We start from the raw sequence: 13,523 nt of genomic DNA on the forward strand, positions 1-13,523 counted from the left end.
TTGTGCCAGCCTTCGCCATAAGCTAGGATTGCAACCCACCAGCAGTTCGTCGATTTGTCGGTAGACTCGAAGTTGCGGTAGCCAAACTTGTGCGTGGCACTGTTCACCAGCCAGGTTGAGTGATAGACCATGATCAGACGCACAAAAACACCCCAAATCAGGAATGGCATCCCGCCGATCAGATAGAGAATGCCCGCAAACGCCACTTGAATCGGGAAGAAATAGTTCTCACAGAACTGATAGAAGGGATCGTCTCCAATATCTTTGGTGTACCTTGGCACGTCAGCCTTTGCCGGAATTTCTCGGAGCATCCAGCCCAGATGACTCCACCAAAAGCCTTTATTGGAATCGTGATGATCGCTATCTTCGTCTGAGTGAAGGTGGTGGTGACGATGCAGCCCAACCCAGGAGATCGGACCCCCTTGCATAGACAGCGTTCCGCAAAACATTAACGCATACTCTAGCCATTTAGGAGTTTGAAAGCTGCGGTGCGTAATCAATCGATGCCAACCCAGCGTCACTCCTAAGCAACCCGTAAACCAATGCAAGAATACCGCTAGCCCAACTGCCGTCCAGCTAAAGTTACTCGGAAGCAGGGCAAGAAGTGCCACAGCATGGACGAACACCATAAAGCCGATGACGACCCAATCGCGGCGGAGTGTTTTAACTGATGCAGTAGTCATGTAGCAATCTCAATGTGAACAAGTCGGTCTGAATTTGCGCGACAATGAACAACGCGATCGTACCGAGAGATTCTGCTTGGAACCTCCTACCAAGGGATTATCCCATTCGATCGCCAGATGTTTTGCAAGGAGCCGGGAGATAAACAGTCAATGAACAGCCAGGCAATGAACAGCTTTAACCGGCTTCAGGAGGCGCAGCAGACACTATCTCCGATTTTTTCCTCTATTGACACGAAGGTCAAGAAAAATCTCCGGCGAGTGCTAGAAGCATTCCGGCGACACCAGGTTGGCGTCCACCATTTTGCGGGTGTGACCGGGTATGGACACGATGATTTAGGCAGAGAAATTCTCGATCGCGTGTTTGCTGATGTGGTGGGGGCAGAAGCCGCAGCCGTGCGCGTTCAGTTTGTGTCGGGCACACATGCGATCGCCGCTGCGCTGTTCGGCGTGCTGCGACCGGGGGATGAAATGCTTGCTGTTGCGGGTGCGCCCTACGATACTTTGGAAGAAGTGATCGGGCTGCGCGGACAGGGACAGGGTTCCCTCAAAGAGTTTGGCATTACTTATCGCCAGCTAGAACTGACCGAATCAGGAGAAATCGACTGGCAAACCCTTGCCGCTGCCATTCGTCCAGCAACGCGCCTGGTTCATATTCAGCGATCGTGCGGCTACTCCTGGCGACCCAGCCTCTCGATTCTAGACATCGAAAAAATTGTTCGCCTGGTCAAGCAGCAAAATCCCGAAACGGTGTGCTTTGTGGACAACTGCTACGGCGAATTTATCGAAGACCAGGAACCGCCTGCTGTGGGCGCGGATCTCATTGCCGGATCGCTGATCAAAAATCCCGGAGGGACGATCGTTCCGGCAGGTGGCTATGTAGCAGGACGCGCCGATTTAGTGGAGCGAGCAGCGTTTCGGCTCACGGCTCCCGGCATCGGCAGAGAAGGCGGTGCAACATTTGATCAAAATCGGCTGCTGTTTCAGGGGCTTTTTCTGGCTCCGCAAATGGTCGGCGAGGCGATGAAGGGCAATCACCTCACGGCTTATGTGTTCGATCAGCTTGGCTATCCGGTGAACCCTGCGCCTTTTGCTCCGCGGCGAGACGTAATCCAGGCAATCAAGCTTGGCTCACCCGAAAAAATTATTGCCTTTTGCAAAGCGGTTCAGTCTTATTCTCCGATCGGCTCTTATCTCAGTCCGATTCCTGCTCAAATGCCCGGCTACGAAAGCGATCTGGTGATGGCGGGCGGCACGTTTATCGACGGCAGCACTTCCGAATTTTCAGCCGATGGCCCGCTGCGCGAACCCTACGTTGTCTTTTGTCAGGGCGGGACGCATTGGACTCATATTGCGCTTGCACTAGAGGCGGCGATCGAGGAGGTGGGGCAATGTGAGGGATGACGGGATGGATGCAAGGTGCAGGGATTTAAGCTTAGAGGCGATGAATACTGCGAGGAGGGCGTCCTGCAAAGTTAGAGACTGGCTAATTTTAGCTTCTGAGCAAAGGTCGCTCGCCTTCTGTCTAGCCGGAGAAATTCGTTACGATAGAGAATTGCTTTCTTTTCATCTTTTTGTAGGCATTTCTTCATCCTTAGTTATAGGCATTGTTTTGTAGGAATTGTATGAAACGAGTTTTTGTTCCTGCGCTGTTGGCACTGCTTTTGCCAATCGCTTCCTGTACCTCAAACCCCAATTCAACGGCAAGTTCTGGCGATCAGGCAGCAGTTAAACCGCTGGTTGCAGGGGCAATTCCCGACCAAGATCCAGAAAAGCTTCAGCGACTCTATGGCAAGCTCTCTGCCTATCTGACCCAGGAACTGGGCGTTCCGGTTGAGTACAAGCCCGTGACGGACTACACGGCAGCGGTGACTGCCTTTAAGGTGGGCGATCTCGATCTCGTTTGGTTTGGCGGACTAACGGGCGTACAGGCGCGGCTTCAGGTTCCGGGGGCGGAGGCGATCGTCCAGCGCGACATTGATGCAGACTTTCACAGCGTATTTATTGCCCATAAGCAGTCTGGACTGAAGCCGTTTCAGGAAATTAACGGGCTACAAACTTTAAAAGGACGCACGTTCACCTTTGGCAGCGAGTCTTCTACCTCAGGTCGGTTGATGCCGCAATACTTCCTGGAGCAGGCAGGCATGAAGCTGGAAGACTTTAAAGGACAGGTCGGCTTTTCCAAAAATCACGATGCTACGCTCAAGCTGGTAGAAGCTGGAACCTACGATGCAGGCGTGCTGAACGAGCAGGTTTGGCAAAAGCGCGTCGATGCGGGCGAGGTTGATCTGAATAAAGTTGAAGTTCTCTGGCGGACTCCCGCCTATTTCGACTATCACTGGGTCGTCAATCCCCAACTGGCTGAACGCTATGGGGCTGATTTTGTTGAGAAATTGAAGACAGCCCTGCTCAAGCTTGATCCCAATGTGCCGGAGCAAAAGGAAATCCTCGATTTGTTTGGCGCAAAGAAGTTCATCCCCACGAAAAACTCGAACTATCAGCAGATCGAGCAAGTTGGGCGGCAAATTGGCAAGATTCAGTAATTTCACTTATCGATTTCACTCATCGATTTGATCGATCGTGGCACTTCCCCTTTTTGACCCGATTTTTGAACTGCGGCAGGTCACGCAGCGGTTTGGGCAGTTCGTAGCTCTGACTGGTTTAAATCTGCATATTAATTCAGGAGAACGGGTGGCGTTAGTCGGGTCGAGTGGAGCCGGGAAGAGCACACTGCTGCGGCTACTCAACGGCACACTGCTCCCCACGCAAGGGGAAGTCTGGGCACTGGGACAGCCTTTGAATTGTCTTTCGGCGGCGAAAATGCGGCGAGTTCAGCGGCAGATCGGCACGGTGTATCAGCAGTTTCATCTGGTGAATCATCTCGCCGTCGTTCACAACGTCAACGCGGGTCACTTGGGCAGATGGTCGTTCTGGAAGGCGGCTCTGTCGTTGATTTATCCGCAAGATTTGGAGACGGCAGCCAAGGCTCTGCATCGGGTCGGCATTCCAGAGAAGCTCTACGATCGCACTGATTCTCTCTCTGGCGGACAGCAGCAGCGCGTTGCCATTGCCCGGGTGCTGGTGCAAGACCCGATCGCAATCCTGGCAGATGAACCCGTCGCCAGTCTTGATCCCCAGCTCAGCCGCGAGATTATGAATCTGCTTTGTGGCTTGGCAGCGATCGACGGTAAAACGCTGGTGGTCAGCATTCATTCGATCGAGCTGGCAAAAAGCCACTTCGATCGAATTATTGGACTGCGCGCCGGACAGGTTTTCTTTGATCTGCCTGTTCATCAGGTAAGTGATGCGCTCATTTCCAGCCTTTACCAGCGATGAGGAACTGCTGATGTCTTCTCGGTTTATGCCGCGCCCCTCGCTGTGGACTGCCCAAACGCGCTGGTTTCTGCTGATGCTGGGGGCGATCGGCTTTTCCGGCTACATGGCGGGACTCTTCCAGCAGGATTTGCTGAACTTTCGGGGGCTGCCTCAGCTCGGACAATTTTTTCGCGCCAGTATTCACCCCGATCTAAGTCCAGAATTCTTGCAGCTTACCTGGAATGCCAGTCTAGTCACGCTTGCCTTTGCCGTCTGCGGCACAGTTCTCAGTGTCACTGTGGGACTTCTGGGCGGCGTATTGATCTCAGAAGTTTGGTGGCAGTCTGTCTTTCCGCGTTGGGCAGCGGGGCAATTTTTTGGACAGGGACTCCGGGTAATCCTCTTGGTTCCGCGTGCAATTCATGAGCTGATCTGGGGACTATTTTTCGTTAATCTGTTTGGGCTTGATCCCTTGGTGGGCATTGTGGCGATCGTTGTTCCCTACAGCGCGATCGTCTCTAAAGTCTTTTCCGAAACGCTGGACGAAACCCCCCGCGAACCGCTCAATGCCCTGCTGAATAGCGGTGTGCTGCCCCTGACTGCTTTCTTCTACACGCTGCTTCCCCAGGCTGCCCTCGATCTGATTTCCTATAGCTTTTATCGCTTTGAATGTTCACTGCGATCGGCTGCCGTTCTGGGGATCATCGGAGCCGGAGGAGTGGGATATCAAATTTTGTTGAGTTTGCAATCGCTCCGCTACGAGCAGCTTTGGACGCTGTTTTACGCGCTGATCATGCTCAACAGTCTGGTCGATCTAGCCAGTGCCCTGCTGCGCCATCGCCTCGGAGCACCTACGCGCCTCGATCTCAATCTACGCCGCCGAGCCAGGCAGCTTCCGTCTCAAAGTTCTCCAGCCTTGGGGGATTTAGGGGGCAATGCAAGCGTTAGAGGATTGATCATTTACCCCCAACTTCAGCCCCCCCACGAAAACAGCTTCCCCTCAAGAATTTCCAGGTTCCTGTTCCAAACCAGGTGGCAGCCCAGCCTCACCCTGGCAGGACTGGGGATGATCGTCCTCATCCCCTTTTGTTTTTGGTTTGTCGGGGCAGACTACAGCAAACTCTGGTCGCCTCGTACCGTGACGCTGTTAGGAGAAGTGGGGCGAACAACCTTCCCGCCTAACTTTCAACTCGCTCAATTTCCGCAATTGATTCGCCTCTGCCTGGAAACGATCGCCATGTCGGTTCTCGCGATTACCCTGGCAGGATTGGGCGGGATTGTGCTGTCTTTCCCCTCGGCTCGCAACATTTTCCTGCCGGGCGGACTGCTGCAACCCTTTAGCACAAGTAGGATCGCGCAGGGATCAAGCTGGCTGCTGCTGATTTCGTCTCGGCTGCTGTTGCTGCTGTTTCGATCGATCCCCGCCCCGATCTGGGCACTAATTTCCTTATTTATCCTGTTTCCCGGAATTTTGCCCGGAGCGATCGCCCTGGGCATTCACAACTGGGGCATTTTAGGACGGCTGATGGCAGAAGTAAATGAAAACCTGGATCAACGTCCGATCGTTGCGCTCAAAGCTCAGGGAACTCCAGCAGCGATCGTCTTTTTGTATGGAATGCTGCCGCTTACCTTGACCCGTTTTCTTGCCTACATTCTGTATCGCTGGGAGGTCTGCACGCGAGAAACCGTAATTGTTGGGCTGGTGGGAGCAGGTGGGTTGGGGCGGCTGGTTAGCGAACAGTTGAGCAGTTTTAACTACAGCAGTTTAATTGTGACGCTGGGCTGTTTCGTCTTGATGACGGTTGGCGTGGATTGGATCAGCCGTACCGCTAGACGATTGCTGCGGTGAAAAGCCACTGGGTGAAAATCTCCCCTTCCGCGATTTGGCAAAAGTTTGGTTCCGTTCATTAAAGTGGGCAAGATTAGGGCAGGGTTGCACTACACCATCATCATCGGCAGAATATCTGTTGAAGAAATCACGGCTGGGAACATTCACCCAGGCTTTATTTCTGTATCTTTATTAGAATTTCCATCTGTCAATCTTTACTAGAGCGGGGTCAGACTCACATCCGTTATGAGTCAAAGTCAAGAGCTACAAACCTGGTACGACCAGGGCACTGCCCTATTTCGCGTTGGACGTTTCGAGGGAGCCATTGCCCGCTTCGATAAGTTTTTGCTAGCGCAGCCCGATCATTACGAGGTCTGGAGCCAACGAGGCTGTGCCCTCTATGAAATGGGCGCTTATGAAGAAGCGATCGTCAGCTTTGATAAGGCAATTCGGATTAAGCCAAAGTATCCCCTCGCCTGGCACGGCAGAGGCATCGCGCTGGCAAAACTCGGACGGTTAGAAGAAGCCATCACCAGCTTCACTCAGGCACTTAAGTACGGCACAGATAATGCCAAAGTCTGGTACAACACCGGGCACACTCACCTTTGCCTTTACCAGTATCGGGAAGCGGTTACTGCCCTCGATCGGGCAATCGAACTCAAGCCCAATAACTATCGCGCCTGGTATAGCCGTGCCGTTGCTCTTGCCTCGCTGCGCCGCTACGAAGATGCCCTTACCAGCATCGATACTGCCCTTGCAATCAAGCGAAGCTGCTACTATGCCTGGAATTACAAAGGTTTAGTGCTGATCAAGCTCGATCGCCATGCAGAAGCCCTTATCTGCTTCGACAAATCCCTTAAATATCAGTCAGACAACCCCAACGCCTGGTATGGTCAAGCCTGTTCCTATGCAATGCAAGGCGATATCGACCAAACCCTGCGAGCCCTGCATCGGGCGATCGTGATCAGTCCTAATCTTTACCGGGTCATGGCACAAACCGATCCCTGCTTTGATCGAGTTCGGAGTCATGCTCAGTTTCAGGAGTTGGTGCGATAGGGAATGGGTAGGCGAACGAGTGAGTTTCCGTAGGATGGGGTAGCGTCACGCATCAGCTTCTGGGGAGAATGCCTCTCATCCAGAAATTCATGCACCCTAGCGATCGTCTAAAGCCTCATCTCAAATTTAAGTTGATCAGAGGGAAGGGACGTTTTTTTAAGGACAACTTTTAAAGACAACAGTGGGACGATCGACTTTCAACTTTTAGGATAGGAGGTTCAATTCACCTCTCTATCTTCGGCTCAAAATCGATCGTCCCAATTTCAGGATTGAGTGACGATTAGGTGACTCCGATCGCGTTGCTAATGCGAAACTGGACGGAAAATCGAATTAGCTAACAGCGAGGTATTCTCGAATGTCGGCTCTGCGCTTCCGCAGTTTGGTCAGAGCTTCCCGCTCGATCTGGCGGACTCGTTCTCGGCTAATGTTGAGCCGATCACCAATTTTTGCCAAGGTGAGCGATTGCCCATCTTCTAGCCCAAAGCGGAGGGAAAGGACTTCGCGCTGCTGCGGCGTTAAGTCTGCCATGAGCTGATCGAGTTCCGTTCGCAGAGAAGATTGAGTGGCAAAATCCTCAGGAGATGGACCCGTATCTTCCAGCAGTTCGCCGAGTTCGGTGTCCTGGTTGTCTCCGACCCGCAGATCTAGGGAGAGGGGCTGGCGTGCCCGTTCCAGATATTCCCTCACCTGGCGGGGGGTGAGTTCCAGTTCTGCTGCCAGTTCTGCCGGGGTTGCAGCTCGTCCAAGCTTTTGCGAGAGCTGTCGCTGTGCTTTTTTGATTTTATTTAGCTTTTCCGTGATGTGAATCGGGAGGCGGATAGTGCGTCCCTTTTCGGCAATGGCGCGGGTAATTGCCTGGCGAATCCACCAGTAAGCATAGGTCGAGAAGCGATAGCCCTTGGTCGGATCGAACTTTTCAACGCCGCGCTGCATTCCAATCGTCCCTTCCTGAATCAGGTCGAGCAGATCGACATTGCGCTTGATGTACTTCTTAGCAACCGACACCACAAGACGCAAATTTGCCTCGACCATCTTTCGCTTGGCTCGTTCGCCTTCGATGATGACCTGATCGAGTTCTTCGAGGGAGGTTTTTGCTGCGGTTGACCACTCTTCAAGACTGGGTTCATGCCCCAGCTTTTCAGTCAGGGCTTCCTTGATTTCATTAAAAATGCTAAGTCGCTGAACTTGCTTACCGTAAAGAATTTCTTGCTCATGCGTTAACAGAGGGACACGACCAATCTCGCGGAGGTAGGCGCGAACCATGTCTGCGGAAGATGTGGAGGGTAAAGTCGTCTTCATATTGCCGATACTCTAGCTTCTGAGGACACGAGTGGGGATGGGTTAGGTTGACGATTCGCAGGATTACTTTGCTTGATTTACTTTGTTTAGAACAAAGATGCTTGAAACAAAGAAGTAACAAATGACTCAGGACAAATGCGTTAGAGAGATAGCTGCGCTGGAAGGCTCTACCTCAGTACTTATTCACAAATGCCTGTTTACAGTCGGTTCGCAGTCGATTCACCGTGAGTTTTATGAATTCACTGTGAACTAATCATGGAATTGCAGCATGAACTGCAAACTGCGCTCAGACTTGTCACTCTTTCTTATCGCCCTTTGTAAAACAAAGTAGCTAGAACAGACGATCGCCTGCTCTGCACGATTTGACGAGAGCTGAGAGCTTCATTAAAGAGAAGCTAAAAGCACTACACCTGCTGAAATTTGATGAGAATCAGTCGCCGTATCAGGTCAGAGCGATGATACCGGAGAGAGATGGGATAGATATCGCTTCAGGATGTGACAGCTACCGCAAGATGTTACAAAAATTTTCGACACCGTTTCTCGAATGCAACACCGTTTCTCGAATGCAATCAAGACTTAGAAGCAGAATCAGCAATGCGAGCATTGTATTTCTGAGTCTAGAGTCCTTGTGCTTGACTGCTATTTGACCCCTTCATAACTTGAATTTTAATAATCGTAACATTAGTTAACGTGTTTGTCACACCCCTCAAACAATTCGACTTTGTATGGCCCCTTCCTTTGATAAATCCTAGAATACTGGGCGTTCTAGATTTACAAATGCACCCTGAGACACAAAATCAGGGGAATTTTCCCTGAGAAGAATCGAACTTTTGAACGATCGCTTTGTTAACTTTTCTAATGCTCAGCCTTACTCTACCGCGAAGAAATTAGAAAAACTCAGAAAAGAGTATTAAGACTTTCCCTGGTTCCGGCTGCCAGCGTCACAATGACTAGAGACTCCTGGTAGAGGTCAGTTCCCCCGATTGTTGCTACAAGATCTCTGCTAGAGATTCGTGCCGAGACTCTCGCCCAAAATCGACGGAGCCTGGTTGAACTATGAAGCCAATTCGCATTTTTAATGTTTCCCCTTCTCTGCCTACCAAGCTAGAACCCCTACGCCAGCTTGCCTACAATCTGCATTGGGATTGGAATGCTGAGACTGCAAATTTATTTCGACGGCTCGATCGCGAGCTATGGGAATCCAGCCGTTACAATCCCATTTTGCTGCTGGGAACCATCAGCCAGGAACGCCTGCGAGAGGCAGCAGAGGATGAAGGGTTTCTGGCTCAAATGCACCGAGCAGCCCGCCAACTTGAGGAGTATTTAACCGAGCGCACCTGGTATCGCAAGCACCGCAATATTAAAGGCAACAATAGTGGCAGCACAGCCGAGGGTCTGGCCGAACCTCCAACGAGTGCCTCGACGTCTCAAGATTGCTACGCCTACTTTTCAGCAGAGTTTGGCTTAACCGTCGCTCTGCCCATTTACTCGGGTGGCTTAGGAGTTCTGGCAGGCGATCACCTCAAATCTGCAAGCGATCTAGGGCTGCCGCTAGTCGGCGTGGGTTTGCTGTATCAGCAGGGCTATTTCGCCCAATACCTGAACGCAGATGGCTGGCAGCAGGAACGTTACCCACTCAATGACTTTTATAATATGCCGCTGCACCTGGAGCGCAATCCAGATGGCTCGGAGCTGCGAATTGCTGTGGAATATCCGGGTCGAACCGTTTATGCCCGGGTCTGGCGAGTGCAGGTGGGAACGGTTCCGCTCTATTTAATGGATACCAACATTGAGCCAAACAACACCTACGACCAGAATATTACCGACCAGCTCTACGGCGGAGACCTCGATCTAAGAATTCATCAAGAAATCATGCTTGGCATTGGCGGCGTGCGAATGCTGCGAGCATTGGGGCTCCAACCCACGGCATACCACATGAACGAAGGGCATTCTGCGTTTATGGCACTGGAGCGAATCCGCATTTTGATTGAAGAAGAAGGGCTAACCTTTAGAGAAGCAAAGCAGGTGGCGCAGTCCAGCCAGATTTTTACGACTCATACGCCTGTCCCGGCCGGCATCGATTTGTTTCCGCCTGACAAGGTGTTGTACTACCTGGGGTACTACGCTGAGAAATTCAGACTTTCCAGAGAAGAGTTTCTGTCGCTGGGGCGCGAAAACACTGGGGATTTGTCTTCGCCGTTTAGTATGGCAGTGCTGGCAATTCAGACGGCAACTTTTGTGAATGGGGTGAGTCAGCTTCACGGCGAAGTGTCGCGGTCGATGTTCGGCAAACTCTGGTCTACACTGCCCACCGACGAAGTGCCTATTACCTCTATTACCAACGGCGTTCATGCCCGAAGCTGTGTTGCGCCTGCGAATCAGGATCTATACGATCGCTATTTGGGTCCAAGCTGGTCGAGTGCCCCGGCGGATCATCCCCTATGGGGGCGGGTTTATTCCATTCCCGACGAGGAGTTGTGGCGCAACCATGAACGCTGCCGATCGGAAATGATCGTCTTTGTGCGGGAACGTTTGCAGCACAGCCTGCGCGATCGCGGTGCTTCTCCGACTGAGCTTGCTGCTGCTCAAGATGTGCTTGACCCCTCGGTACTGACAATTGGGTTTGCCCGCCGCTTTGCCACCTACAAACGCGCCACCCTGTTCCTGCGCAATGTGGAGCGAATTAAGCGCATTCTGCTGGGGGCAAATGCCGATCGCACCAAAGGAGATCCAATCCAGAAGCGATCGGTTCAGTTTGTGATTGCGGGCAAGGCGCACCCGAAAGACAGCCCAGGGAAAGAGCTAATTCGGCAAGTCACGCACTTCATTCGTGAACAGGGAATGCAGCACAATATTGTTTTTGTGCCTAACTACGATGTTCATGTAGCCCGGTTAATGGTAGCTGGCTGCGATGTCTGGCTAAATACGCCCCGCCGTCCCAGAGAAGCATCGGGAACCAGCGGCATGAAAGCCGCGATGAACGGACTGCCAAACTTGAGCGTGCTGGATGGCTGGTGGGCCGAAGCAGACTACGTGCGAACGGGCTGGGCGATCGGTCACGGCGAAGACTACGACGACTTGGAATACCAGGATGAAGTCGAGGCAAATGCCCTGTATGACCTTTTAGAACAGGAGGTCGTGCCCCTATTTTACGATCGCGATGATGAAGGACTGCCGCATGGCTGGATTGCCAAAATGAAGGACGCGATTCGGATCAACTGTCCTCATTTCAACACTGCACGGATGGTTGGTGAATATGCCACACGCGCTTACTTCCCTGCCAGCGATCGCTATCGCATTATGATGGCTGACCGCTATGCCCCTGCCAAAGAACTGGCGCACTGGAAAAGCCATCTGTTTGAACACTGGTATGACATCAAGATCGAACAGGTGGATGTGTCTGAACCCGCAAACGTTAAAGTGGGTCAGGCGATCGGTGTAAAAGCCAGACTCAGCTTAGGGGTACTTACACCTCAAGATGTGCGGGTGGAACTGTATCAAGGAGCTGTAAATGCCAATGGTGATATCGAACGGGGTTCCCCAGTCGTGATGGAGTACCAGGGCACAGATCCACAGCATCCCCATATCAGCATCTACATGGTTGACATTGCATACCAGAATAGCGGTCTACAAGGGTTCTCGCTGCGTGTCATGCCGCAACATGAAAACCTCAGCAGTCCTTATGAAGCAGGACTAACGCTATCGAGTTAGGCGGTTACCTCAGCAGGGTTGAGGCTCTACAACGCCCTCTATCATTTCTAATCCGTTGCCTGACCTGTTCCCTAATCCTGAGGACTTTCAAGCCCTAAAGAAGGCTGGTTTCCTCGGAATTAGGGACGGTGGTATGTGCCTTAAAAGGTCACAAGTTAGGGACGCCAATTCCTAATGGTGATGTTACAGATTCCCGCAGAACGGGTTCGACCAGAAGTAAGGTGGAAAAATTTATCGTTCAGAAACAATTCGAGAGTTAAGTCCGGCATTGCTGAATGGAAATCAGATTCTCGGATAGGGGGTTCTGCGCTAGGGGTAGTTTGCAAGCCACTCTTACAGAATTCATCCCTCGGATCAGCAATGCCTTAAGTTCTTCTGTAATTTTCCCAGAAAAGAATAGTAGGATGATGTTCCATTTTTTCGCGAAAATGAAAAATTTCCTGCCGTTTGTAATGAGGATTTAGGAGGCCAAACCCTCTCAAGCCAATCATTCCAGACTCCTTAAACCATGTTCGTTATCCCTTTTCAGATTGTCTGGAGTGTCATAGGTTGTCGATGCTCGTTTATGCTCGCGATCGCTAAAAATTTCAGGCTGATCTACAACTAAAGTCTTGCTTGCTTATTTTTAATTGTCTCCCCAACGAAAGGTGATTTAGATTGAAAAATCCTTAATGTTAAAGAATAAATACGGCACACAACAAACACTAAGGAGACTTCACGAAATGCCTTTAATGAAACTCGAGGATTTCTATCCTGATCATCAAGAATTCTCTTCTGAAATGGGTTCTAGCCTTGATGATGTTAAGTCCTATGATGTCTATGCTCAGGGCGATGATAAGGTTGGCTCTGTGCATGACATTTTAGTGGATGATCAAACAGGTGAGTTCCGCTACTTTGTGGTTGACAGTGGATTTTGGATTTTCGGTAAGAAAGTGCTGCTGCCTGTTGGTATGGCAAGCATTGATTCTACCTCCCAGCGTATCTATGCAACCAATCTGACTCGCGAGCAGGTTGAAGCTTTACCTAAGTTCAACGACCTGGAAAAAACTGACTACGACTACGAAGAAGAAGTGCGTGGCGTTTATCGTCCGTCCATGGGTACTACGACTGCTGCAACCACAATGGGTACGGCATCAACGGCTGGCATGATGACTTCTGACATGACGGCAATGGATACGATCGATACGCCTGTCACCGCTGACACCACCTACGATCGCAACAGCTACACCTACGATCGTGACGCTGCTATGTATGGCATGAACGATCGCGACCACCAAACTCTGAAGCTGTATCAGGAACGCCTGATTGCTAACAAGCACCGCCAGAAGACGGGTGAAGTAGCGATCGGTAAAACAGTTGAAACTGAAACCGCGCATGTTGCAGTCCCCATCGAGAGAGAGCGGGTTGTCATCGAGCGCACCGCTGCTGGCCAGGTGGTGGCTGGCGACACGAGTGATGCCTTCCATGATGACGCTGTGCGGATGGAAGTCTACGAAGAAACGCCCGACATTCGCAAAGAAACCGTCCTGCGCGAGGAAGTAACGGTACGGAAGGAAATCGATCGCGATACCGTGGTTGCAGATGAAACTCTGCGCCGTGAAGAACTCAACATCGACAAAGACGGCAACCCGATC

9 protein-coding genes are annotated in these 13,523 nt (G+C 51.5%); 7 read left to right on the forward strand and 2 right to left on the reverse strand.

Translation table 11 applies throughout. The annotated features are described in order from the left end of the window. On the reverse strand, positions 1-683 hold a 683-nt coding region (locus tag H6F80_RS03900; protein WP_190790300.1), incomplete at its 3' end, for an acyl-CoA desaturase. A 165-nt stretch (positions 684-848) separates the two neighbouring features. On the opposite strand from H6F80_RS03900, the gene H6F80_RS03905 reads away from it, so the two are divergent. The 5 genes from H6F80_RS03905 (at position 849) to H6F80_RS03925 (ending at position 6,879) form a co-directional block, all read left to right on the forward strand. Further along, complete coding sequence (locus tag H6F80_RS03905; protein WP_190790301.1) at positions 849-2,084, forward strand: methionine gamma-lyase family protein; 1,236 nt, start codon at positions 849-851, stop codon at positions 2,082-2,084. 221 nt (positions 2,085-2,305) lie between these two features. Then, positions 2,306-3,223: a putative selenate ABC transporter substrate-binding protein gene (locus H6F80_RS03910; RefSeq protein ID WP_190790302.1), complete on the forward strand. Its 918-nt coding sequence runs from the start codon at positions 2,306-2,308 to the stop codon at positions 3,221-3,223. A gap of 37 nt (positions 3,224-3,260) precedes the next feature. After that, the gene (locus H6F80_RS03915; RefSeq protein ID WP_190790303.1) at positions 3,261-4,016 is read left to right on the forward strand and encodes an ATP-binding cassette domain-containing protein; all 756 of its coding nucleotides are present in this window, start codon (positions 3,261-3,263) and stop codon (positions 4,014-4,016) included. Further along, positions 3,985-5,844, forward strand: a complete 1,860-nt coding sequence (locus H6F80_RS03920) for a PhnE/PtxC family ABC transporter permease (protein WP_242067145.1) — start codon at positions 3,985-3,987, stop codon at positions 5,842-5,844. The genes H6F80_RS03915 and H6F80_RS03920 overlap by 32 nt, the downstream gene beginning before the upstream one ends. A 225-nt stretch (positions 5,845-6,069) precedes the next feature. After that, positions 6,070-6,879, forward strand: coding sequence for a tetratricopeptide repeat protein (locus H6F80_RS03925; protein ID WP_190790304.1), 810 nt, complete (start codon positions 6,070-6,072; stop codon positions 6,877-6,879). A 330-nt stretch (positions 6,880-7,209) separates the two neighbouring features. Here H6F80_RS03925 and H6F80_RS03930 read toward each other — a convergent pair whose 3' ends face one another. Then, positions 7,210-8,178: an RNA polymerase sigma factor, RpoD/SigA family gene (locus tag H6F80_RS03930; RefSeq protein WP_190790305.1), complete on the reverse strand. Its 969-nt coding sequence runs from the start codon at positions 8,176-8,178 to the stop codon at positions 7,210-7,212. 1,056 nt (positions 8,179-9,234) lie between these two features. Here H6F80_RS03930 and glgP point away from each other — a divergent pair. Together glgP and H6F80_RS03940 are read left to right on the forward strand one after the other, a co-directional pair. Next, on the forward strand, positions 9,235-11,889 hold the full coding sequence (glgP, locus tag H6F80_RS03935; protein WP_190790306.1) for an alpha-glucan family phosphorylase: 2,655 nt from the start codon (positions 9,235-9,237) through the stop codon (positions 11,887-11,889). Positions 11,890-12,620: 731 nt separating this feature from the next. Continuing rightward, positions 12,621-13,523: DUF2382 domain-containing protein (locus H6F80_RS03940; protein ID WP_242067146.1), on the forward strand; the 903-nt coding region annotated here is incomplete at its 3' end.

The organism is Leptolyngbya sp. FACHB-711 (genome assembly GCF_014695615.1).
GTDB lineage: Bacteria > Cyanobacteriota > Cyanobacteriia > Elainellales > Elainellaceae > Leptolyngbya_A.